Annotated in this window: 18 protein-coding genes and 3 pseudogenes; 10 read left to right on the forward strand and 11 right to left on the reverse strand. The window is 69.2% G+C overall.

Annotation, left to right across the window (positions count from 1 at the left end):
* Positions 1-717 precede the first annotated feature (717 nt).
* The 4 genes from ACTMVF_RS41180 to ACTMVF_RS41195 all read right to left on the reverse strand — a co-directional run bounded on the left by ACTMVF_RS41180 (position 718) and on the right by ACTMVF_RS41195 (position 5,418).
* On the reverse strand, positions 718-2,088 hold the full coding sequence (locus tag ACTMVF_RS41180; RefSeq protein WP_441276224.1) for a DUF317 domain-containing protein: 1,371 nt from the start codon (positions 2,086-2,088) through the stop codon (positions 718-720).
* A gap of 65 nt (positions 2,089-2,153) precedes the next feature.
* A complete protein-coding gene (locus ACTMVF_RS41185) occupies positions 2,154-3,281 on the reverse strand; it encodes a DnaB-like helicase N-terminal domain-containing protein (RefSeq protein WP_441276225.1) in 1,128 nt (375 codons plus the stop codon).
* The gene (locus ACTMVF_RS41190; protein WP_441276226.1) at positions 3,281-4,549 is read right to left on the reverse strand and encodes a DNA cytosine methyltransferase; all 1,269 of its coding nucleotides are present in this window, start codon (positions 4,547-4,549) and stop codon (positions 3,281-3,283) included. Before ACTMVF_RS41190 ends, ACTMVF_RS41185 begins: the two co-directional genes overlap by 1 nt.
* Complete coding sequence (locus ACTMVF_RS41195; RefSeq protein WP_441276227.1) at positions 4,546-5,418, reverse strand: hypothetical protein; 873 nt, start codon at positions 5,416-5,418, stop codon at positions 4,546-4,548. The genes ACTMVF_RS41190 and ACTMVF_RS41195 overlap by 4 nt, the downstream gene beginning before the upstream one ends.
* A 145-nt stretch (positions 5,419-5,563) precedes the next feature.
* Between ACTMVF_RS41195 and ACTMVF_RS41200 the strand changes: the two genes are divergently transcribed.
* Together ACTMVF_RS41200 and ACTMVF_RS41205 are read left to right on the forward strand one after the other, a co-directional pair.
* Positions 5,564-5,914 (forward strand): hypothetical protein, encoded by a 351-nt coding sequence (locus ACTMVF_RS41200; RefSeq protein ID WP_441276228.1) that lies wholly within the window; start codon positions 5,564-5,566, stop codon positions 5,912-5,914.
* Positions 5,915-5,986: 72 nt separating this feature from the next.
* Positions 5,987-6,257: pseudogene (locus ACTMVF_RS41205) on the forward strand (phosphotransferase); the annotation flags it as partial.
* Positions 6,258-6,356: 99 nt separating this feature from the next.
* Here the strand turns inward: ACTMVF_RS41205 and ACTMVF_RS41210 are convergent.
* Positions 6,357-7,019, reverse strand: coding sequence for a response regulator (locus tag ACTMVF_RS41210; RefSeq protein WP_441276229.1), 663 nt, complete (start codon positions 7,017-7,019; stop codon positions 6,357-6,359).
* Positions 7,016-8,221 carry a sensor histidine kinase gene (locus ACTMVF_RS41215; RefSeq protein WP_441276230.1) on the reverse strand — a complete coding sequence of 402 codons (1,206 nt, stop codon included), beginning with the start codon at positions 8,219-8,221 and terminating at the stop codon, positions 7,016-7,018. Before ACTMVF_RS41215 ends, ACTMVF_RS41210 begins: the two co-directional genes overlap by 4 nt.
* Before the next feature lie 133 nt (positions 8,222-8,354).
* Between ACTMVF_RS41215 and ACTMVF_RS41220 the strand changes: the two genes are divergently transcribed.
* A complete protein-coding gene (locus ACTMVF_RS41220) occupies positions 8,355-9,266 on the forward strand; it encodes an ABC transporter ATP-binding protein (RefSeq protein ID WP_441276231.1) in 912 nt (303 codons plus the stop codon).
* Positions 9,263-10,135 carry an ABC transporter permease gene (locus tag ACTMVF_RS41225; protein ID WP_441276232.1) on the forward strand — a complete coding sequence of 291 codons (873 nt, stop codon included), beginning with the start codon at positions 9,263-9,265 and terminating at the stop codon, positions 10,133-10,135. Before ACTMVF_RS41220 ends, ACTMVF_RS41225 begins: the two co-directional genes overlap by 4 nt.
* 127 nt (positions 10,136-10,262) lie before the next feature.
* Here ACTMVF_RS41225 and ACTMVF_RS41230 read toward each other — a convergent pair whose 3' ends face one another.
* Both ACTMVF_RS41230 and ACTMVF_RS41235 read right to left on the reverse strand, forming a co-directional pair.
* Positions 10,263-10,685 carry a hypothetical protein gene (locus ACTMVF_RS41230; protein ID WP_441276233.1) on the reverse strand — a complete coding sequence of 141 codons (423 nt, stop codon included), beginning with the start codon at positions 10,683-10,685 and terminating at the stop codon, positions 10,263-10,265.
* Positions 10,682-11,533, reverse strand: coding sequence for a hypothetical protein (locus tag ACTMVF_RS41235; protein WP_441276234.1), 852 nt, complete (start codon positions 11,531-11,533; stop codon positions 10,682-10,684). Before ACTMVF_RS41235 ends, ACTMVF_RS41230 begins: the two co-directional genes overlap by 4 nt.
* Positions 11,534-11,542: 9 nt before the next feature.
* Between ACTMVF_RS41235 and ACTMVF_RS41240 the strand changes: the two are divergent.
* Positions 11,543-12,310 (forward strand): annotated as a pseudogene (locus ACTMVF_RS41240) (sodium:solute symporter family transporter); the annotation flags it as partial.
* A 17-nt stretch (positions 12,311-12,327) separates the two neighbouring features.
* On the opposite strand, the gene ACTMVF_RS41245 reads toward ACTMVF_RS41240, so the two are convergent.
* Positions 12,328-12,927, reverse strand: a complete 600-nt coding sequence (locus ACTMVF_RS41245) for a TetR/AcrR family transcriptional regulator (protein ID WP_441276235.1) — start codon at positions 12,925-12,927, stop codon at positions 12,328-12,330.
* Positions 12,928-13,094: 167 nt separating this feature from the next.
* Here ACTMVF_RS41245 and ACTMVF_RS41250 point away from each other — a divergent pair, with 167 nt between their 5' ends.
* Together ACTMVF_RS41250 and ACTMVF_RS41255 are read left to right on the forward strand one after the other, a co-directional pair.
* Entirely contained in the window at positions 13,095-13,241 is a 147-nt protein-coding gene (locus ACTMVF_RS41250; RefSeq protein ID WP_401867663.1) for a hypothetical protein, read from the forward strand.
* A 109-nt stretch (positions 13,242-13,350) separates the two neighbouring features.
* Positions 13,351-14,001: a peroxiredoxin-like family protein gene (locus ACTMVF_RS41255; protein ID WP_441276236.1), complete on the forward strand. Its 651-nt coding sequence runs from the start codon at positions 13,351-13,353 to the stop codon at positions 13,999-14,001.
* Positions 14,002-15,544: 1,543 nt separating this feature from the next.
* On the opposite strand, the gene ACTMVF_RS41260 is transcribed toward ACTMVF_RS41255, so the two are convergent.
* Entirely contained in the window at positions 15,545-17,449 is a 1,905-nt protein-coding gene (locus ACTMVF_RS41260; RefSeq protein WP_441276269.1) for an NAD-binding protein, read from the reverse strand.
* Between the two features lie 220 nt (positions 17,450-17,669).
* A complete protein-coding gene (locus ACTMVF_RS41265) occupies positions 17,670-18,200 on the reverse strand; it encodes a hypothetical protein (RefSeq protein WP_441276237.1) in 531 nt (176 codons plus the stop codon).
* Between the two features lie 347 nt (positions 18,201-18,547).
* Between ACTMVF_RS41265 and ACTMVF_RS41270 the strand changes: the two genes are divergently transcribed.
* The 3 genes and pseudogenes from ACTMVF_RS41270 (at position 18,548) to ACTMVF_RS41280 (ending at position 21,798) form a co-directional block, all read left to right on the forward strand.
* Positions 18,548-18,721: a hypothetical protein gene (locus ACTMVF_RS41270; protein WP_441276238.1), complete on the forward strand. Its 174-nt coding sequence runs from the start codon at positions 18,548-18,550 to the stop codon at positions 18,719-18,721.
* Positions 18,722-18,768: 47 nt separating this feature from the next.
* Positions 18,769-20,011 (forward strand): annotated as a pseudogene (locus tag ACTMVF_RS41275) (potassium/proton antiporter); the annotation flags it as partial.
* 566 nt (positions 20,012-20,577) lie between these two features.
* A complete protein-coding gene (locus ACTMVF_RS41280; protein ID WP_441276239.1) occupies positions 20,578-21,798 on the forward strand; it encodes a cation:proton antiporter in 1,221 nt (406 codons plus the stop codon).
* Positions 21,799-21,865: the final 67 nt, after the last annotated feature.

Raw genomic sequence — 21,865 nt, forward strand, 5'->3', positions numbered from 1 at the left:
GCCACCTCTTACGAGGCGGCGGTCACGCTCGCATCGTTCCTGCTCTGGGCAAGATCCGTTTGAAGACGGACCCTAGTACTGCAACGGTGCTTGTCGTGACTGATGGCCAGGTCGAGGCGACCACTCTGCTCGACGTGCGCCGCCCCGCCCGACTGTGAAGGCGGACGAGGCAGCGTCATGGTTCCGTGGCCGCTTCAGTGTGCTCGGACTGAGGCTCCGTAGCTGTCGGTCTGGCGGAGTACCGCCACATCTTGGGCCGGTGCCGGCCAGGCCTGGATGAGGTACCACTCGGTGACCTCGGCGGGGGCTAGGTCGATGGCGGTCCGTTGATACAGCGGCTCTCTCAGCGGGCTACTTGATGCCCGGTGTCCGAGCCGTGATCTGGGGGCGCCGGACGGGCGCCTCGGCTCCGCGCTCCAGGCCCCGCTCTACTCTGTGTTCTACGAGCGGGTCACAGCGGCAGCGCTACGGGCTCGTCCTGCCCGTCCCCTTTCACGCGGATCTCGGTCAGAGGCGTCGAACCGCTCCGGCCGCCCTGGCAGACGATCTTCGTCGTGGACACCTGCCGCCGACCAGCGCGAGCTCGCCAAGGTGCACGCACACCAGCCCACTTGACCTGTGAGTTTCCCGATGCACACCGCTCAATGGTGCGCGGGATCGCCGGTTTGGCTAACCGGCGATCCCGCGCTATGTTGCTCCGCTCTCGCGTGCCGATGATCAGAGTGAACGGCTGGCAGCGGGACCGGCCGTGACCGCCGGAGCGGCCGGTGGGCTGGTGAAGAGGGTCGTCCTGCGTTCGGGGCCCGCGGTCTGCGGGCGGCGAAGGCCGGTTTCGTGGGCGAGGGTTTCGGAGAGATCGGCCAGCAGCGAACTCGGGGTGTGCGGGGACGCGGTGATGGTCCAGGTGGGCCTGTCGGGATCGGGACCGGCCCAGACGGTCCAGGTGGCCAGGTTCTGGCTCGGGTGCTGTGCGGTGAAGGCGTCGAACTGGACGCCTGCGTCCCCGGTGGGGGATGTCCAGCGGATCCATCGCCCGTCCACGGTGTGCTTCCATCCGGCGTCGGAGAGGGGCTGCGTGGCCGCGGTGACCATCTTCTCGTCCACCGGGGCGCCGATGGCCGTGTCCCAGCCGTCGCCGTCGGCGAGGTGGTTCAGCAGTTCCTGCAGCACCGGGGCAGGGGTGGCGCCGGTCGCGGTGAGGACCCACATGCGGTCGGAGACGGGAGTCTCGTAGGCGGCCACGGTCCACGCGGTTTCGTGGGCGGGGGTTTCGTGGACGCGCTCGATGCGCAGGGTCTGGGATTCGTGGATGGCGTGGGTTGTCTCGTCCGACCAGGTCCGCCACTTCTCCCAGTCGCCGTGTGCGTCGAGGAAGGTGTTGAGGAGGGCGTCGTGATCGCCGGCATCGGCCAGGTAGGCCGGGACGGTTTCCGGCTCCAGGCGGGCCGGTTCGGTCGTGGCTGCGGTGAGGGCGAGTGGGGTGCGGGCTTCGGCGGCGGCGCGTTCGGTGTCGGTCAGGGGCGCTGGCCCAGGGTGCATCTCGGCGCTGTGGACCTTTTCGAAGGCGAGCATGGCCCCAGCGGGTGAGTCGAAGGTGTCGGCGACCTGGCGCAGGTGGTCCTCGCCGTGGAGATAGACGGACTTGCCGTTGCGGCCGAGGTAGGTGCCGACCGCGACGGTGGTGTGGCCGTCGTAGGCGTGGGCGTGGATGAGGAGCTGACCATGGCGGATGTCGTCGTGGATCTTCTGGGCCTCGTTGGAGACCTCGCGGATTTCGCTGCGGGTGCACCAGGGCATCGGGTAGTTGGCCCAGGTCCATTCTTCGTCAATGGCCTCCCGGAGCCGAGGGGTGATCTCGACGGCGATGCCTTCGGCGGACAGGTGCTTGGCCGCGTCCTGCGCCCAGTAGGGCTCCTCATGGTCGATGCGGACCAGGACCAGCACGTTGTCAGCGACGACAGTCCAGTCGGCAGCCTCCAGGCTCAGGTGGACAACGTGGGCCTGTGTACCGGTCAGGACGGCGGTCACGGCGCTGGGATGGGTGGGGTGGGTGTCGAGGCGGACGTGGGCGTCGATGGTGGGAGTCACGTTGGGGTGTCGTCTCTTCTGCCGGTGGCCGGGCCTTCGGGTCCGGCCACCGGCGTATGCGGGGGCTATCGGGTTGCTCGCGCGGCGCGGGCGGTGCGCGCGGGCGTGGTGGTCGGCGGGCCGGCACGGGTGGTGGGCGCCGGGCGCGGTCGCTGCGGCGGGACCGTTCCGGTGGCGTGCTGCCAGCGGGTGCGGACGGCGCCGATGTCGGCGAGGGAGCGGCGGGCGCCGACGACGAGCTGGAACGGGGTGTTCGCCAGGTCGCCGGCGTACGCCTCGATCTGCCGGCCGGTGTGCTCTGCGGTGGCCAGGAGGGAACGCTGCAGGGCCCGCTCGCCCCAGTGCTCCACGGACCCAGCCGGTTCGGCCAGCAGGCGGAGCACCTCGCCCGGTTCACTTCCGTCGTCCAGCAGACCGCGCTGCTGGGCTTCCCACAGAACGGTGACGGGGTCGACGGGCTCGCGGCGGCGAGCGAGGGTGGTCAGGCACTGCCACAGCCCGGCGTGCAGCGGCCGGTTGAAGTCCTCGGGGAGCAGCCACCGGACGGACTCGGTATCTGCGGGGTGCGCGGTGGCGGTCGCGAGCAGCAGCTGCTCCTCCTCGACCGCCTCGGTGTAGTCGGGCGCGATGGTCCGCGGCGGTGCCGTGGTGCGGGGCAGGACGCCGGCGCGCGGCGGGAAGCGGCTCGCGATGTCGTCTACGACCGCGGCGAGCGCGTCGGCCTCGGCGAGCACCGTCTGGACAGGGTGGGGGAGGGAGACATCGTGGACGGTCTGGACGAGGCGTTCCGCGGCGGCCTGCAGACGGCGGCGGGCGTGTTCGGCCTCGACCATGCGCGCGTAGGCCGGCGCGTGGCGGGGCCAGGGGCAGATCTGGATGAGGGTGTGCAGGTATGAGACGGACAGTCCGCGCGCCTGCTCGCGGCCGGCGGCGAGCACCTGGTCGAGCCACTTGGTGTTCTTCGCGTGCTCGGCCGGATCGGGCGGGGGCAGGGTGCTGATCGCGGCGAACAGGGCGGCGTGCGCGGCGGTGGAGAACGAGTCGGCGGTAATCCCGGTCACGTCGCCGAGCCGATGCGGGTCGAGGAGGAGGGCACCGAGGAGGGCCTGCTCGGCGTAGCGCACGGGCTGCGGCGGATGTGTGTCGGGCAGGTCGTCGAGGTCGTCTTCGTCGGATTCGGGGCTGTGGGGCATCAGGCAGCCAGGGTGAAATCGTCGGGGTCGAGGGTGACGCCGAGGTGCGGGGCGAGGAGGTGGCCAGCGAGCAACGGTGGGACCGCGTTGCCGATCTGGCTGAAGACCTGGCCCTTGTTGCCGGCCCAGGGGTAGTCGGCGGGGAAGGTCTGCAGGAGGCCCGCCTCGCGGGTGGTGATCCGGATCGGCTCCGGCACATCGGGAGCCTCCGTGTCCTGTGCCGGCGCAGCGGCCGGTTCTGCGACCCATACGCACTCGTTCGCGCGGTGTCCGAAAAACAGCGTGCCCGCCGGCTCCTCGATGGACCGGACGGTGGCGTTGGCCTGGTTGTTGCTGCGCAGCGACCAAGACCAACGGTGGGCCTCGGCGGTGAACGTCGGCGCCGGAGCGCTGGCGGCACGGTTGGTGCCGTGCCGCGCCGCCCACCCTGCGCCTTCGCGGCGGGACTGTAGAACCACTCCGTCCGGTCGCGGCATCCAGGTGCCGCGCTCCCGGGCATCGGACAGCGTCTTTCGGGAGCCCGAAGGGAAAGGCTCGGGCCCGCCGCCGGGTCCGCCGCCGGCGCAAACGGTGGGGACAGGCCGGTCGGTCGCGCCCCACCCGAGCGCCTCAGCCATGCTCACCCAGCGGGCGCGGCCCGGACCGAACAGCGATTCGGGCTCAGCGACTTGGGAGTGCGTCGGCGTTGGAGGCTGTGCCGTACGGACCCGGGAGGCGAGCAGAATCGCCCGCCTCCGCGTCTGCGGAACGCCGAAGTCGGCGGCATTGAGGATCCCGTACCAGACCGAGAACCCCCAGCCGCGCAGGACGGCCGCGTACTGGTGCCACAGCGGCAGCACGTCGGGGACCTCCTCCATGGCCACCCACTCCGGCTCGCCGACCGTGTTGAGGGCATGCAGGTAGCGCATCGGCTCGGCCGCCAGCAGGGAGCGCTCGTCACGGCAGGCGGCCAGGAGCTGCTTGCGGGTGTCGCGGCCGGTGGCGAGGTCGGCGACCGCCTGGTGGACCAGGGGCTGGTCCACCAGGCCGAGGCGCTTGCCGGCCATGGACCATGCCTGGCAGGGCGGGCTCGCGATGAGCCCGGCGGTTTTTCCGAGGAAGGACCAGACGGGATACAGCGCCACGTCGGTGCGAATGGTCAACTGCCCTGCCGCTGCCCGGGTTTTGCAGGCCCACTCGTCCCATTCCAGGCCCACGTCCCGTACGCCGAGGACGTCAAGTGAGTGGCTCCATCCCCCCGGTCCCGCAAACAGGTCCAGGATGGTCAAGAGGCCAGTCCGAAGTCTTCCTGTACCGGCTCGACTTCACCGCGGCAGGCCCACGGGGAACAGCCGTCGACGACGCCCTGCTCCAGCTCATCCAGGTCCGGTCCGCTCTCGGTGAGTTCTTGCTGCATCGCCGCCCATTCGGCGGCGGTGACGTGATCGATCGGGGCTTCGCTGAGAGGGACGCGGGAGCGGTGGAGAAACGCCTCGCCGAGCAGACGGTTGCCGGTGGCGTTGGCGCGGGCGTTTCCCTTGCGGATGGCCGCGTCGAACTCCACTACGTCTTCCCATTCCTGTGGGGAGTTGTCGCGGATGTTGCGCCATTGGGCGTTTCCGTGGAAAGGGCACCCGAGGCAGCTCGATTTCGGGGTGTCGGCCAGGCCGAGCGACGTCAGATAGCGGACGCAGTCGCTTCTTGACCAGCCCATGTCGATGAGCGGGTGCCGGTTGCGCATGTACTTGACGTCGGCGTCCTTGGCCCGGTGGAATTCGTCGGTGGAGATGCCGACCCACTGCTCGACGAAGATCCCCTTGGGGATGCGTGTCGGATAGGGATAGCCGAGTATTTCGCGGACCTTTTTCTTGATCGGCTTAATTTTATATTCCCCGGTACATTGGCGCCTGGTCATACCCGGATTTCCGTCCTTGTTCAGGACGTAGAGCGGCATTGACGCAAACCTGTGGTCGGGGTCCAGGGCATCCTCGCGTATGTTTCCGGACGATACGCGAAGAACGGGTATGCCTGCGGGTCTGGCTATTTCACGCTCCAGCCGGTCGAGATGGGAATAAACGGCTCTCGGTTCCCAGCCCGTGTCGGCGAAAATTGCGTAGTCGACCTTCGGGAGTATGCCTTGTGCGGAGAGGGCGAGCATGGCGCTGGACTGGATACCGGCACCTCTGTCACCTGTTCGGGGCTGTTGCGGTCTTGCTCCTGGGCGGAGGGTCGGTGAGTCAGGTCCGCCGTGGTGTTGTGGCTTCGGTCGGGAGACGGCGGACGTTCGCTGGGAGGGACCGGCCTTGTCGCAGCTCGGCGAGTTCGGTAGTGAGAGCGTGGATGACTTGGGCATAGATCTCATTTCGTTCGGCAAGTTCGCTGTTGTGCTCACGCAGCCTTCTGTTCGAGGCTTCGAGGTCGTCGACTTTGGCCTGGAGGTTTTGGAACGCGGCAGGAATTCCGTTGACGCTTTCGCGGGCTGCTTCGAATTCCTGTCGCAGGTCGGGGTGTTTGTGGGTGAGGACCCAGCGTTTGACTCCGGCTTCGGCGGCGAGCTGGACGACGGTGAGGGCACCGGTCGATCGGGCGGGTGCGCCGGCGAAGAGCCGCTGAATCGCGGCTTGGGAAGCTGTGTCAGAACTGCTGGTTTGTGACGTTCTGCGACGGTGGGAGGGGCATCAGTGGCGGGCCGCCGCTTGAGTACGGTTGCTCCGCATGACCCAGGCGGCACCTTCTGCGGCGTGATCGACTTCGCGCGGGCGATCCGGCCTGCGATCTCGCTGCCACTTGGGTGCTACTGCCGGACGGTGCCGCCGACCGCTTCCACCGCGCCTACCCGCCAGCCCTGGATGCCGCGACCCTGCGCCGCGCCCGCGGCTGGGCGGTGCTGAAAGCCCTCAGCGGCGTCCTCATCGGAGAAGCTGACGTTCACGGTTGCCCCGGCGGCAAACCCCCTGGGGCCCACCCGCACGTACCGCCCTGCGACGCCTCATTGCGGTGGCCCGCAACTTAATGGTGCTACCACCAACGACGCTGGCCTGCTGCGGGCCAGAGCGCGTTTCCGGCCGAGAATCGCGATCAGCCCTGGTCGGAGCCCTATCCCCGCGTCGGCGTTACTAGCCCCAGCTCGTACGCCATGATGACCAGTTGCACTCGGTCTCGCGCGTCCAGCTTTGTCAGCAGCCTGCCCACATGGGCCTTGGCCGTGGCCATGCTGATGTGCAGCCGCGTGGCGATCTCCGCATTGGACAGTCCACTTCCGACCAGGGTGAGCACTTCCCGTTCGCGGACGGTAATGCTCTCCACCGGTCTCGGGGGCGGCGGGGTGGCATCGGGGCGGGCAGCGAACTCGGCGATCAGGCGGCGCGTGACGCTCGGTGCGATGAGGGCATCACCCGCGGCGACGACCTCGATCGCGGTGAGGATCTGGTCCATGTCCATGTCCTTGACGAGGAAGCCGCTCGCCCCTGCGCGCAGGGCGCCGTAGACGTACTCGTCGTCGTCGAACGTGGTGAGGATGAGGACCTTCGGTGGTGTGGTGGAGCCCGCGGTGATCCACCGGGTGGCCTCGATGCCGTCCATGCCGGGCATCCGGATGTCCATCACCACCACATCCGGCGCCAGCTGCTCCGCGAGCCGCACCGCCTCCTCGCCGTTCGCCGCCTCGCCCGCCACCTCCAGCCCGGGGCGGTCGGCGATCAGCACCCGCAGCCCGTGCCGGACCAGCGGCTGGTCGTCGGTGAGCAGTACCCTGATCATGTGGCCGCCACCGACAGCGGGAGCCGTGCCGCCACGCGGAAGCCGCCCTCGTCGCGCGGCCCGGCCGTGAACTCGCCGTGCAGCAGCGCCGCTCGCTCCCTCATGCCCGTCAGCCCGTAGCCGGCTGCGCCGGGCAGGCCGGACAGGCCGCGACCCTCGTCGGTGATCTCGATGGACAGATCGTCCTCCTGGCAGTCGATGGTCACCAGGCAGGCGTTGGAGCCCGAGTGGCGGACCACGTTGGTGACCGCCTCCTGGATGATGCGGTACCCGGACAGCTCGATCTCCGTCGGCAGCGGCCGCCGTTCCCCCCGCCACTCGATGTCCACCCGCACGCCCGCGTCCCGGGTCCGCTCCACCAGCCTGTCGAGATCGGTGAGCACCGGCGCCGGGTCGAGCGGTGCACCGTCCCTGGGGTCCGCCTGCCGCAGCGCGCCGAGCATCCGGCGCAGGCCCGCCAGAGTGTCGCGGCTGGTGTCCTCAATGGCGGCGAGGGAGTTGCGGGCCTCCGACGGCTGGGTGTCGATGACGCGCCGGCCCACCCCGGCCTGGATGGCGATGACGCCGATGCTGTGCGCCACCATGTCGTGCAGCTCCCGGGCGATCCGCAGTCGCTCTGCGATGACGGCCTGCTCAGCGGCCCGCGCCCGCAGGGCGGCCGTGTGCTGGCGGCGCTCGCGGACCGAGTAGCCGACCGTCCAAGCGGTGACCATCATCAGCGCCAGGAAGACGGCGGCGGCAAGGAACGACGAGGAGCCCTCCCGGTAGTAACTGGCGGCCCCGATCTGTACACCGAGCGCCACCATCGAGGCGATGGCCGCCGTCAGCCGCGACCGGGTGGCCGCGATCCATCCGACGGTCAGATCGGAGAGCACTGCCTGCAGACACGCGATCTGCCACGCCTGCGTCTCTGCGTGCGGCATGCCGCCAATCACGTGCTGTCCCGCAGCCATCACCGAGTCCGCCCGCACGGTCGCCGCGAAGGAGGCGGTGAGCAGCAGCATCAGGGCGGGCAGCGGCCGACGCAGCACCAGGGGCAGCAACAGTACGGAGGGCAGGGCGGCCAACACCAGGCGCATGCCGGTCAGTTCGCGGCCGGTGTTCAGCACGACGACGTACAGCAGGACCACGTATGCGATACCTGAGCACCAGGCCAGGATCTCGACAAGGAGCGACCGCGGAGCATCCAGCGGGGCTTTCATGCGCCGATCATAGGCACGCGGCCCGCTGCCCGGCATTGGCCCACGGGCGTACTCCCGGAGGCTACCCCGGACTCCCCGATTGTGGTCGGCAGCCCGATGCCTGAGCGGGATCCGCCCCGGCAGCGTGGACACCGTGATCGAAGCAACCGAACTCACCAAGCGATACGGCAAGACCACCGCCGTCGACCGCCTGTCCTTCACCGTCCGCCCGGGCGTGGTCACCGGGTTCCTGGGCCCGAACGGTGCCGGCAAGACCACCACGCTGCGGATGATCCTCGGGCTGAACCAGCCCACTGGCGGCACCGTCACCGTCGACGGGCAGCCGTTCGGCGACCGCCCCCGCGGCCTGCGACACGTCGGCGCCCTCCTCGACGCCCACGACATGCACGGCGGCCGCACCGCCCGCGCTCATCTGACGGTGCTGGCGGTCAGCAATGGACTGCCACGCAGGCGGGTCGCGGAGGTACTGGCAGAGGTAGGCATGGCAGAGGCGGCCCGCCGTAGGATCGACGGGTTCTCCCTGGGTATGAAACAGCGGCTCGGTATCGCCGCCGCCCTGCTCGGCGATCCGCCCGTACTGCTCTTCGACGAGCCGCTCAACGGCCTCGACCCGGAGGGCGTGCGCTGGGTGCGGAACCTCTTCAAGCAACTGGCGGACGAGGGCCGCACCGTGCTCGTCTCCAGCCATCTGATGCGGGAGATGGAGCAGACCGCCGAGGAACTGATGGTCATCGGCCGCGGCAGACTGATCGCGGCGGAGAGCCTGCGGGACTTCGCGGCCCGCAGCACACCACTGCGGGTGAGCGTCCGTACGCCCGACGCGGACGTCCTGTCCGGGCTGTTGGCGGACGCGGGAGCGAAGGTACGGGCAGAGCTCGACGGGGCGTACACGGTGACCGGTCTGCCCGCGGACCGCATCGGCGAGCTCGCCTTCGCGCATGGGGTGCGGCTGCACGAACTCAGCCCACACTCGGCCTCCCTGGAGGAGGCGTTCATGGAACTGACCGCAGAGAGCGTCGAATACTCCGCAGGAGCTGCCCGATGACCCCCGTACTCGACAAAGCCCCCGCCCGCCCCTCGGTCCGGGTACCCGCCCGGTTCCGTCATCTCCTCGCCGCCGAGTGGATCAAACTCTGGTCGCTGCGCTCCACCTACTGGGTGCTCGGCGTCGGCGCGTTGACCGTGATCGGCATCAATGTGAACTCCGCCGCGTCCAACGCGGACCGGCTGGCGCATCAGACACAGCGGCCGCCGGAGCCGCCGGGGTTCCCGGACCGCCCTGAGTTCCTGTTCGATCCGCTCACCACGGCGTTCGTCGATCCCGCCTGGCAACTGTTCATGATCATCGCTGCGACAGTGGGGGCGATCGCGGTCTTCGGCGAGTACTCAACTGGGCTGATCCGTACGACCTTCGCCGCCGTCCCCGACCGGCAGGCGGTGATCGCCGCCAAGGTGACCGTGGTGTCGGTGGTCATGCTGACGCTCGGCACGCTCGTCTCCGGCACCTCCTTCGGCGTCACCCAGATGCTGCTGCGAGACCACGGCGGCCTGTCGCTGGGCGCCCCGGGCGCACTGCGCGCCGCGGCCGCAGCCGCTCTGCTCGCACCGCTGTGTGCGCTGGTCGGTATGGCGGTGGGTGCGGCCGTCCGGCACGCCGCCGGCTCCATCGTCACGGTCATTGCCCTGCTGTTGCTGGTACCGGCGCTCTTCCAGGGCGAGCGCTACCGCTGGGTCAAGGAGATCGGCAACGCCATGCCGCTCAGCGCCTGGGAACGGCTGGTGACGAACCCGGAGCGCGCGCACGACCTGGGCAAGTACCCGCTGACAGTCACCGAGGCGTGGATCGTGTACGGCGCGTGGGCCACCGCGGCAGTGGCCATCGCGGTGCTCGTGGTACGACGCCGGGACGTGTGACCGCAGCACCCCGGCGGGAATACAAGGAATGGATCTCGCTCAGAAGCGAGACACCAGGTAGAGAATGAGTCCACTGTCACCTGTTTGGGGCTGTTGCGGTCTTGCTCCTGGGCGGAGGGTCGGTGAGTCAGGTCCGCCGTGGTGTTGTGGCTTCGGTCGGGAGACGGCGGACGTTCGCTGGGAGGGACCGGCCTTGTCGCAGCTCGGCGAGTTCGGTAGTGAGAGCGTGGATGACTTGGGCATAGATCTCATTTCGTTCGGCAAGTTCGCTGTTGTGCTCACGCAGCCTTCTGTTCGAGGCTTCGAGGTCGTCGACTTTGGCCTGGAGGTTTTGGAACGCGGCAGGAATTCCGTTGACGCTTTCGCGGGCTGCTTCGAATTCCTGTCGCAGGTCGGGGTGTTTGTGGGTGAGGACCCAGCGTTTGACTCCGGCTTCGGCGGCGAGCTGGACGACGGTGAGGGCTCCGGTCGAGTGGGTCGGCGTGCCGGCCAGGAGGCGTTGCATTGCCGCTTGGATGGCGTCGCGTTCCGCTGTGCGGTTCGTGCTCATGGCCGGGGCTCCTGGTGGTTGGCGATGACCTGCTGGAGTCGGGCGAGTTCGTGTTGTTCGCGTGCGTGGCGGATGGGTGGGGCGAGCGGGTCGTCGACGATGGCCTGCAGGGTGTCGACGCGTGTGCGCAGGAAGTCGATGTCGCGGTCGGTGCGGGCGATGTTCACGCACGAGGGTCTGCAGTCGTCGATGTCGGGGGTGCGGCGACTGCTGCGTTCGTCAGTACTCAGCCGGCAGGCGGCGCGGGCGGGGTCGAGAACGCAGGTCATGCCCTGGCCGGGGAAGATCTGCAGGTCGGGGTTGGTGAGCAGGGTGTGGGCTTCGCGGGTGGTGCGCAGGACACGGCCGGTGAACTTGGCGGAGGCGGCGACGCGGTGGCGGTAGGTGTCGGCGGCGGGGCCGCTGACGTGCTCGCCGGCCTGTAGCTGCTCGTGGGCTTCGGCGAGGGTTTCGAGGCGGGCGAGCCATTCTTCGAAGGCCAGGTCGTCGGGGAAGCCGGAGGCGTAGTTGCCGGAGTAGCCGAGGGTCATGTTGATGCGGACGTGGCCGTACTGGATCGCGGCGGCGACCAGGCCGCGGGGCCGACGGGCGATGAACCAGGCGAGCGTGCGGCGCAGGCGGCTGAGGGCGATCTTCGGATTGGTGGGGTCGGAGGGAATCGCGTCGTCGCGGTGTTGGGCCGTGCAGTAGTCGTTGATCCAGTCGATCAGTTCGGTGATGTCCTTGTTGCAGCCGGAGTCGTTGCGGGCCCGGCCGACGCGTTCGCGCAGGTGTCCCGCCTCGGATTTCCCATTGACGAGGAGGGTGTTGGGGAACAGCAGCCGCGCGTCGTGGAGACGTTGGAGCACGGTGACGGTACGACGGTGATGCCCCTCTACACCCTGATGCTGGGCCTGCTCGCCCTGCTGGGCTTCATGGCGATCGCAGCCGGCATCAAGGTCACCAACGGGCAGCTGGCAATCCCGCAGCTGTTCGAGGACATGTTCCCGGACTGGTTCGCGGGCGTGGCTTTCGCGGCGATCGGCATCGGCGCGCTGGTCCCCGCGGCCATCATGTCCATCGCGGCGGCAAATCTCTTCACCCGCAACATCTACAAGGACTTCATCAAGCCGGACGCGACACCCGCGCAAGAGACCAAGGTCTCCAAGCTCGTCTCCCTGCTGGTGAAGGTCGGTGCACTGGTCTTCGTCCTCACCATGGACAAGACGGTCGCCATCAACTTCCAGCTCCTGGGCGGCATCTGGATCCTGCAGACCTTCCCGGCCCTGGTCGGCGGCCTGTTCACCCGCTGGTTCCACCGCTGGGCCCTGCTGGCCGGCTGGGCGGTCGGCATGATCTACGGCACGGTCGCCGCGTACGGCGTCGCCTCCCCGACCCAGAAGCACTTCGGCGGCTCCTCGGCGGAGATCCCCGGCATCGGCGAGATCGGCTACATCGGCCTCACGGCGTTCGTCCTGAACATGGTGGTGACGGTGGTGCTGACCTTCGTCCTGAAGGCAGCCAAGGCCCCCGAGGGCATCGACGTCACCTCCCCCGGGGACTACACGGCGGATGCGGCAGAAGCGGAAGAGAAGGCGGCCCCCACGCTCCGACCCGGCACTTCACCTGCAACCAACCCCAGTTGAGCCGGATCCACGCACCTCTACGCCGCCGCCCGGACGCCGATCGAGTCCAGCGCGGCGGTCACCGTCCTGCCCAGCGTCGCGGCATCCGCACCGGCACGGGAGCGCAGGTTGACGCCATAGGCGAGCAGCGCCAGCAGATCCGCGGAGGCTCCGGGGTCGGCGCCGGGGGCGAGCTGCCCCTCGCGGTCGGCGGTGACAAGGGCTGCGTACATTGCCTCGCGCAGCTCTCGGTGGTGCTGGTCCAGGACAGCGCGTACCTCAGGATCGCTGTTCTCAGCCCCGGCGTGCGCGTTGGAGACCATGCAGCCCCAGCGGGCGTACTCACCCGAGCAACGCGCCTCGATCAGGCCGCCGAAGAACTCGGAGATCGCGGGCAGGCCCCGCTCGTCCTCGGCCAGGCGCCGGAACATCGGCTGGGACCGCCGCTCCATGTAACGGCGTAGTGCGGCGAGGTAGAGCTCCTGCTTACCGCCGAACGTGGCGTACAGGCTGGAACGGTTCAGCCCGGTCGCGGTCACCACGTCCTGGATCCCGGTCGAGGCCACGCCCTGCCGCCAGAACAGTCGCACCACGGTCTCCAAGGTGGCATCCGGATCGAAGTGCTTGATGTCCGGCATGTTTCACCCCGCCATCTTGAAATAGGGATTCCAAGATACTCCCCGTTCAGCACGCCGCAAAGGTGCTGACAGATACGGAGCGGGGCAGGACGCCCGCCAGGTGCGAAGCCGTCCAGCTTCGTCCACGATCCGCCCGGTGGCCGCCCGCTCGCCGCGAACATGCCCCCATGAATCGCATACCAGCCCTCTGGGCAGCCGCGTACGGGTCGCAGACACCCCGCCTCCGCCGCTTCCTCGCCCGCCGTGTGGTCCATCTCGGCGCTTTCATCCGGGCTCTCGCCCTGACCGACCATCGCCCCTTCACCAGCCTCTGACACATCGACACCTCCTCACGGCTGGCGCGGGACTACGCATACCCTTATCTTGGAACGGTCGTTTCAAGATTTGCCCCGCTCCAGCCGTCAGCCAGGAGGAACGAGCGTCATGACCACCCTCAACGCCGAACTGCGCACCTTCTACGAAGCGCGTCAGCAGCAGATCCCCGCCGAGATCCGGGAGATCATGCAGCGGGCCGGCCAGGAACTCGCCGACTCCGGCCAGTCCGACCTCGCCCTGACTGTGGGCGACAAGGCCCCGCGCTTCAGCCTCCCCTCCGCGACCGGGCAGACCCTAGCCCTGGACGACCTGCTCACTGACGGGCCGGTCGTGCTGACCTTCTACCGTGGCGCGTGGTGTCCGTACTGCAACATCGCCCTGCGCTCCCTCCAGCAGCATCACGAGGGCATCACCGCTCGCGGCGCCCGCCTGGTGGCCGTCTCCCCGCAGATCCCCGACGAGTCCCTCACCCTGTCGGAGAAGCACGGCCTCGCCTTTGACGTCCTCAGCGACATCGGCTCCGACACCGCCAAGCAGTACGGCCTCGCCTTCGACCTCCCCGACGACCTCGCCGCCGTCTACGACAAGCTCGGCTTCGACCTCCAGCGCGTCAACGACGGCCACCCGCGCACCCTCCCGCTGCCCGCCACATACGTCATCGACCGCGACGGCGTGATCCGCTGGGCCTTCGTCAACACCGACTACACCACCCGCGCCGAACCGGCCGACATCCTGCATACTCTCGACGCACTGAGCTGATCGCCGGTCAGCCGCCTCCTCGGGTGTCCCGTCTCGGCGTTCTTGACGGCAGTGAACGCCGAGGGGGCTGCCGGGGCGGCGATGTCGCCGTCAGCGGTCTGTCACCGGGCATGGGGTTCGCCAGGGAGGCGCCGAGCGGAAGGCCAAGGCCGATGCCGTAGATGTCCTGGGCTGCGCGGGTGGTTCTTCAGTGCCTCAACTACGGCCCCGGAGACAGGAGCTGAGGGCGGTCCAGAAGGCGCGAGAGCTCCGTCCGCGCGGCCCGGGACAACTGCGTTCCGCATCGGAGGACCGATGGCACTGGCATCGACTCGATTGGCGGTCAGGACCGTGCTGGCGGAGCGGACATGGTGCGGGTAGGCAGGGGCACGACCGTGGCACCGCCGCACAGGGCATCGTCTTCGAGGGACAGTTGGCGAATCACCTCCTCGTACAGGACGAGGGTGCGGCGCAGGTCGGTGTTCTCCTTCCGTAGTCGGCTCAGGATGAGTCCGTACGCGCATCGGACGCGGAGGATTCCGTTGAGGTCGCAGACTGGGCGGGCGCCGGGATGCAGGGCCGAATGCGTGCCTCGACATTGACAGCCGCGAGGACGTACGGCTGCGCCTGCTCGGCGAGTTCTCTTTTGGCACCTGGCGCTGCGGCGCCCGCAACTGGGTCGCCGGACGAGGCCCCGACGGCTACGACAAGCGCCGCGGCCACGGCGGCACCGAGACCCTCGCCCACCGCGTCGAGGAAGCCTTCGACGCCATCTCGGCAAGCCTTGCTATGGATCTGGATGCCGGCTCAGCGCCACAGTGATCCAACTTACCTAGCTGTCCCTCTGCGCTGGTTCACATCCCATGTCGGCCCGTGGTCAGCGATGCGAGATAGAGGCACTTGTCTGGCAGCCACCGAGAGGCAACAGTGCTGTTGCAACACTCCCGCCCCTAACGACCTCGTGCCGGTCCGAGCGAGCCGCCAGTCCGAGCGTGCCAGTGTCCTGCAGGCCGTAGCCGCAGGACATGTGTCCCCAGAACCAGTCGGCCGGTGGCGGCAGGGTCAGGCCGGCGGCACCGAGCCCGGTCCGTACCCACAGGTCGAGGTGGTGTAGTTCGGTCTCCGGCCACACGTCCGTGATGGCGGCGGACGCGGAGGCACGGGCGGGCCGATCTCGATCCCGAAGGGCGCCAGGCCGGCGAGTTCTTCTTGAAGGACAGGCGCGGCATGCAGCAGAGGTTCCTCGTCGATGCGCTGGCCGTCGCTTCGTTGTGCTCGATCTTCTGGACCGTCATGTGGAGGTGGGGCTCGGCGACTGGGGTGATGATGTCCCGGTAGGAGGCGAGGATCTCGCGGACGCGGGCGAAGTAGTCCAGTACTTGGGCTGGTCGTGCGGAAGTCACAGAACGTGCGGTCGGATCCGGTCCGCGTCCGGCCCGTCCTGCGGAGCCCACAGCCGCTGGTCACTCAGGAAGCGCCTCATCGGCTGGCCTCATCGGCTTCGATCTTGGCGGGGCGAGGTCGATCCACGCAATGCGGTGGTCGGAACCGGCCAGATGCTGTCCTACCCGCCGGACGACCGACCTTGGCGCTGAGGCTGTCGGCCGAGGAGTTCGGCCAGGCCCTGTCGGGTGGTGGCGAGGACCACGCGGTCCTGGGGGCGCAGGACGTAGCCGGGGTGGAGGTTCCATATGAGTCCGGTGGGTCGGTCTGCGCCGTCGTGGGCTGGAGTGGCGGAGAGGTCGGGGAGCCGGTCGTCTGGTTCTGTCGTGTCCAGGGCGATGACGCGCCAGGCGCCGGCACGGAACGATTCGGCGATCGTGCGTCCTTCGAGGTGGGGGTGCCCGGCGACGTTGAGGGCGGCGAAGACCAGCATGCGGCGTTCGACCGGGATGGCTCCAAGGATCTGGCGGCCCATCATGGCTCCGGCGAAGGCGGGGGCGGCGAGGGTGGAAACGCTGCGGCTGCGGGTCAGGCTGCGGGGGTGGGCGGCGCGCAGGGTGCGGTGGACGGCCGCGGCGAACTCGTCGTCGTACAGCCGCAGAGCCACTCTCAGATCGGGCTTGACGGACCGCGCGTACAGGGCGGCTTCCAGGTTAGTGGTGTCGATGCTGGTGAGGGCGAGCAGGGCGTGTGCGCGATGAACCTTGGCGGCTTCCAGGACGCCTTCCTGGGTGACGTCGCCGATGACGGTGGGCACCCGCAGGCGGCGGGCGACCGGGATGCCACGGGCCTCGGGGTCCTCCTCCACACACACCACGGGGATGTTGAGCTCGTTCAGTCGGGTGAGTACCCGGGTGCCGATCTTGCCGAGGCCGAGCAGGACGACGTGGCCGGACAGGCCGCGCGGCGGGCGGCGCAGCGCGGAAGCGGTGCGGAAGGTGCCGAGGGCCTCCAGGACGGCCGCGAGCAGCACGGGAAGGAACAGCAGCCCGGCGAGCCCGGCGAGGAGCTGGAGCACTTGGCGGGCGGTGGGTTCGCCGATCGCCGGATCGTTGATCGCGAAGAAGTCGAGCAGGGTGAGGTAACCGGCGTGCAATGGATGCTTTTGCTCGCTGGTCAGCCAGGTTGCGACGGCCAGGGCCAGCACGCATGTCATGAGCCCGGCCACGGCCCAGCGCAGTCGTCGTGAGAACAGGGACCCGAGCGGAGCCCCGCGCGCGGCCAGTCTCCTCGGCGGGGGAGCGGCCGCGGAGTGGGTGACCTGTTCCAGGACCACGGTGCCGTGGCCTGTGCTTGCGGCCACGGTGTCGTCGTCGGGCAGCAGTACGGGTCCTTCTCGGCCGCTGGCGTCCGATCCTTCGGCGCCTGCCGGGTCGTTGGTGGTCGATGACAGAAGCGCGAGCGTGCAAAGGCCCGGATCGGCCGTCTCGCCGTGGCCGGACGGAGTGCGCTCGGCGGCGCGCAGCAGCAGCCCGTCGGCCTGGATGACCTTGCTGGTGCCGGCGACGGCGGTGGCCGCGAGGGCGGGGGCGGCTGTGTCCGCGTCCGACAGGACGGTGGTGGAGGTGTCCAGGATTTCCGGGTCCAGACCGGGGACGGCGAGGACGGCGGCCTGGTCGAGGAGTTCCTCCAAGTGCTGGCCGAGTTTGCGGTTGTAGAGCCGGATGACCAGCCGAAGCCGGGGGTTGAGGCGGCGGGCGGCCAGCGCGGTGCGGATGTTGGTCTCGTCGTCGTCATGGACCAGTGCCAGCGCGGCGGCCTCGCGTACGCCTGCTTCGGCCAGGACGGCCTCGGTGAGTTCGGGTGCCTCGACCACTTGGGGGGCGTCCGAAGCCCCGTCGGTGGCCGGGCCGGCTGTACGGTTCACGACGGCTTGTACCCGGCCTAACAGCGTCGTGGTCTGCGCCGGTCCGGTGGGGCTGGTCCGGTGTCCGGTCGGGACGACGAGGGTGACGCGTTCCCGGTACACCGCCGTGAGCTCGGCGGCCAGCCGCTCGGCGAGTGCGTCGTCACCGCACACGATCATGTGTCCCGGCTGGGGGATCCTTCGCGTCGGCTGCGGGAAGAGGACCATCTCGTCCGTGACCTCCTGGTCAGTGTTCCGGGCGCCTGGCAGTGACACCCCGTGTGTGAAAACGCGGGTCATCCGGCCGGCTTCGTGTCGCCCTGGCACGTCAACGTCCCGCCGCTCGGTGGGATCTGCCCCAGGTCGCCCGCGACCGGCCTGGCTTGTTCTCATACGGCGGTCACATCCGGAGCCCTCCGTCCGCCCGGCGCAACTCTCCCGCTGCAAGGGCGAGATACGCGGCTGCGGCGAAGAGGATGCCGGGGATGGCGAGCATGCTGCGCTGATCGCTTTCGACGACGGCCACGTATTGGCTCCGCGAGACCTCGATCGTCCCGCGTTCGTGGGGAGTCGTGTCGAGGACGAAGTACCGGCCGTCCCTGATTTCAGCTGACTGCAGGTTCCCCGTACCGGCCATGCTGACCAGGATCATCACGATTCCTGAGACGGCCAGGCTCCCCAGAGCAGCCTGCACCGCGCCGGGCAGGCACCGGAAGGCCAGCCATACCGAGTGGCGGTCCGCGCGCGTCAGGAGTACGCGCACCACGGCAGCTGCGAAGACCGGGAACAGAAGCAGCACGATCGCCGCCGTCAGCCATGGCGAGTCCACCAGTGGCAGGCCCCCTGGCAGCCACGTCAGCGCTGCGAGGATCAGCAGCAAGGCGCTCAGCCCGGCTGCGATTCCCCCGTGCAGCTTGAAACCCCACCCCATACGGCAGAGCTTTGCATGCGGCGCCGCTTCAGCTCATTGCCATACCTCGGCAGAGAGGACCACTCACTGACGGCAAGGATCCTGCCTGGAAGACGACGGTGTTGTGTTCTGGCTGCCCACTGTGCCGCCCACGACGGGGCTTCGCGTCCTGCGGTGCACACATCCAGGCCCACACCCACCGTTACGCAACGCAGCAAGTGAGGTTGTCACGGCACGCTCGCGGCCGGGTGTAGCTGGCCCACCCCCTTCGAGGACCGCACCGGGCCCGCGACTTGGCCGCCAGGAGGAACACCGCTCGTCTACCGCACTGGCTCTGCCTGATCGAGCTGCGTCGTGGCCGGGGCGCGGTGATCAACGCGGCGCCCGACGTCGCGCACCAGGCTCGGCTCGCCGAGGCCGTGCACGGTCTCATTACCCAGGCGCGTGATCTCGGTTTTTCTGACCAGGAGTTCCTGGCCTTGGTTCACAACAGCCTGTCCGGCGCACCCGTCACCACACTGCCAACCCGCTCTGGAGTCTGAACGGCTCGCCAGTGCCCCTTCCGCGCTCAGCTGCCTCTTGTGGAGACACCTCTGGCGTGGCCGTCTCGGTCGCGGTGACCGCCGTCGGCGCGCACTGGCTGCTGGGCATGGACTGGCACCTGGCCCTGCTGCTCGGCGCGATCGTCTCCTCCACCGACGCCGCTGCCGTCTTCGCAGTCCTGCGCGCGCTGCCGCTGCCGCAGAAGGTGACCGCGCTGGTGGAGGCCGAGTCCGGCTTCAACGACGCCCCCACCATTGCCCTGGTCCTGGCCTTCTCCACCGCCACCGCCAACCTGTCCGGCCCCGCGCCCCTCCTGGGCAACCTGGGCTACCAGCTCGCCGTGGGCGGCACGCTCGGCGTACTGGTCGGCCGCCTGGGCGCCGCTGCCCTGCGCCACATCGCACTGCCTGCCACCGGCCTGTATCCCTTGGCCACCGTCGGCTTCGGCATCATCGCCTTCGCCGCCGCCGGAGCTGTGAACGCCAGCGGCATCATCGCCGCCTACCTGTCCGGCCTCGTCCTCGGCAACGCCAAGCTGCCCCACCGCGCCGCCACCCGCTCCTTCGCCGAAGGCGTCGGCTGGCTGGCCCAGATCGGCCTGTTCGTCATGCTCGGCCTGCTCGTCGACCCCAGTGAACTGCCCTCCGCGATCATCCCGGCCCTCGTCATCGGCCTGGTCCTGCTGCTGGCCGCCCGCCCCGTCTCCGTCCTGGCCTGTCTGCTGCCCTTCCGCATCCCCTGGCGCGAGCAGGCGTTCATCTCCTGGGCCGGTCTGCGCGGCGCGGTCCCCATCGTGCTCACCACCTTCCCCATCGTCGCCGACGTCACCGGCGCCCGCGACGTGCTCAACATCGTGTTCGTCCTCGTGGCTTTGTTCACCCTCATCCAGGGCCCCACCCTGCCCGCCGTCGCCCGGCACCTGGGACTCGCGCGCCCCGACGCCCTGCAGGAGATCCAGGTCGAGACCGCCCCTCTCGACGTACTGGACGCGGCCTGCTCACCGTCGCCGTCCCGCAGGGTTCCCGGCTTCATGGCGTCGCCGTCTTCGAACTCCGGCTGCCGCCTCCGACCGTCGTCACCCTGATCGTCCGCGACGGCACCACCCTCGTCCCCGACCGGGACACCGTGCTGCGCGCTGGCGACGAACTCCTGCTCATCACCCCCCCAACGCCCGGGAAGCCACAGAACGCCGGCTCCGTGCCATCGGCCGACGCGGCAAACTCGCCCGCTGGCTCGGCGAACACGGCGCCCCCGAACCGGAGCCCGCCACTCCAGCACGGACCGAATGACGCCCCCCAGAGTGCAGCCGACAACCCAGCCCTCTGGGCGCGCGGCCCCGAGCGGACACTCGTTCGGTGAAGTAGCCGCGATCTCTGCTCCCATTGCTGCCGGTATGTAATTGAATGCGATCTATGTGTCATTAGTCGTGCGGTAAGGTTCTTTACCGAGCCTTGGCGCTCCATTGAGCGGCTGCTCGCTCATTTCTGTGGGGTTTGTTTTCCAAAGTTTCTGGATCTCGGTGCGATGGGGGGCGTGACATGGATCGAGTTGTCCGGGCCGTTGATGTGCCCGCAACCGCTCGTGACAGCGTGCCTGAACCGGACCGCGCCGTTCCCAGCGTCTGATCCCTCGGTCCGAGGCACGCACCAGGTGTTGCCCGACTAAGCGCAGACCGCCGCCCCCCCTGCTTGTGCCCCGTGGCACGCGAGTACGCCGAGCCCCACCCGGTCATGCCTATTCGGCCTGACCCAGCACTGCCCGCGCCCGGCCGTATCGCCGACCTCACCGGCAGCGCCCGCGCGCCACCCGTAGCCAAGAAGGCACTGACGCCGTCGCCGAACCGGAGGAGACGCCCGTGCACAGCACCACCGCCATGCTCATCGAACTCGGGGCCATCATCCTCGCCCTGGGGCTGCTGGGACGCCTCGCCGGGCGAGTGGGTTTCTCCCCCATACCCCTCTACCTCCTCGCCGGACTTGCCTTCGGTCACGGCGGCATTCTCCCGCTCAACGCCAGCGAGGAGTTCACCGCGACCGGTGCCGAAATCGGCGTCATCCTGCTGCTGCTCCTGCTCGGCCTGGAGTACAGCGCCTCCGAACTCGTCACCAACCTCAAGACCCAATACCCCTCCGGTGCAGTCGACTTCGTCCTCAACGCCGTGCCGGGCGCCCTCGCCGCGCTGATCCTGGGCTGGGGTCCGGTGGCTGCCGTCGCCCTGGCCGGCGTCACCTGGATCTCCTCCTCCGGGGTGATCGCCAAGGTCCTCGGAGACCTGCGCCGGCTCGGCAACCGCGAAACCCCCGTCGTTCTCGGCGTCCTCGTCATCGAGGACCTCGCCATGGCGCTCTACCTGCCGATCCTCACCGCCCTGCTCGCCGGCGTCAGCCTGGCCGGCGGCACCGTCACCCTGCTGATCTCCCTGGGCACCGTCGGTGCCGTCCTCTACGTCGCCCTGCGCCACGGACGGCTGATCAGCCGTGCTGTCTCCTCCGACAGCGCCGAAATGCTCCTGCTCGTCGTCCTCGGACTGACCCTGCTCGTCGCCGGCATCGCTCAGGAACTCCAGGTCTCCGCGGCCGTTGGCGCCTTCCTCGTCGGCATCGCCGTGTCCGGCGAAGTCGCCGAAGGCGCCAGCAACCTCCTCACCCCGCTGCGCGACCTGTTCGCCGCCGTCTTCTTCGTCTTCTTCGGGCTGTCCACCGACCCCGCCGACATCCCGCCCGTCCTCGTCACCGCCCTCCTCCTCGCGATCGTCACCGCACTGACAAAGGTCGCCACCGGCTGGTACGCCGCACGCCGCGCCGGAATCCAGGGCGCGGGCCGCTGGCGTGCCGGGGGAACCCTGGTCGCGCGCGGCGAGTTCTCCATCGTCATCGCCGGCCTCGCCGTCGGTGTCGAGCCCCGCATCGGGCCGCTGGCCACCGCCTACGTCCTGATCCTCGTCGTCGTCGGCCCGCTGACCGCCCGCTTCACCGAACCGCTGGCGCGCCGCCTCACCCGTCGGTCCACTACGACGGCACCGGCCGCCGCCCCCGCCGAAGCGGAGCGGGCCGAGTCCGCACACGCCAACGTCTGAGCACGGGTGCGGCCGGAAGCGGCATCTCTCCGGCTGCAGACCCATCGGAACCGAACGGGTCCACGAC

Source organism: Streptomyces sp. SD31 (genome assembly GCF_052068475.1).
GTDB lineage: Bacteria > Actinomycetota > Actinomycetes > Streptomycetales > Streptomycetaceae > Streptomyces.

What these genes read in the sequence shown, in the direction of transcription:
- ACTMVF_RS41230 (WP_441276233.1), bottom strand. Translation starts at nt 10,685, where the DNA reads ATGAGCACGAACCGCACAGCGGAACGCGACGCCATCCAAGCGGCAATG.
- ACTMVF_RS41185 (WP_441276225.1), bottom strand. Translation starts at nt 3,281, where the DNA reads ATGCCCCACAGCCCCGAATCCGACGAAGACGACCTCGACGACCTGCCC.
- ACTMVF_RS41245 (WP_441276235.1), bottom strand. Translation starts at nt 12,927, where the DNA reads ATGCCGGACATCAAGCACTTCGATCCGGATGCCACCTTGGAGACCGTG.
- ACTMVF_RS41210 (WP_441276229.1), bottom strand. Translation starts at nt 7,019, where the DNA reads ATGATCAGGGTACTGCTCACCGACGACCAGCCGCTGGTCCGGCACGGG.
- ACTMVF_RS41195 (WP_441276227.1), bottom strand. Translation starts at nt 5,418, where the DNA reads ATGCTCGCCCTCTCCGCACAAGGCATACTCCCGAAGGTCGACTACGCA.
- ACTMVF_RS41260 (WP_441276269.1), bottom strand. Translation starts at nt 17,449, where the DNA reads ATGATCGTGTGCGGTGACGACGCACTCGCCGAGCGGCTGGCCGCCGAG.
- ACTMVF_RS41225 (WP_441276232.1), top strand. Translation starts at nt 9,263, where the DNA reads ATGACCCCCGTACTCGACAAAGCCCCCGCCCGCCCCTCGGTCCGGGTA.
- ACTMVF_RS41265 (WP_441276237.1), bottom strand. Translation starts at nt 18,200, where the DNA reads ATGGGGTGGGGTTTCAAGCTGCACGGGGGAATCGCAGCCGGGCTGAGC.
- ACTMVF_RS41250 (WP_401867663.1), top strand. Translation starts at nt 13,095, where the DNA reads ATGAATCGCATACCAGCCCTCTGGGCAGCCGCGTACGGGTCGCAGACA.
- ACTMVF_RS41255 (WP_441276236.1), top strand. Translation starts at nt 13,351, where the DNA reads ATGACCACCCTCAACGCCGAACTGCGCACCTTCTACGAAGCGCGTCAG.
- ACTMVF_RS41215 (WP_441276230.1), bottom strand. Translation starts at nt 8,221, where the DNA reads ATGAAAGCCCCGCTGGATGCTCCGCGGTCGCTCCTTGTCGAGATCCTG.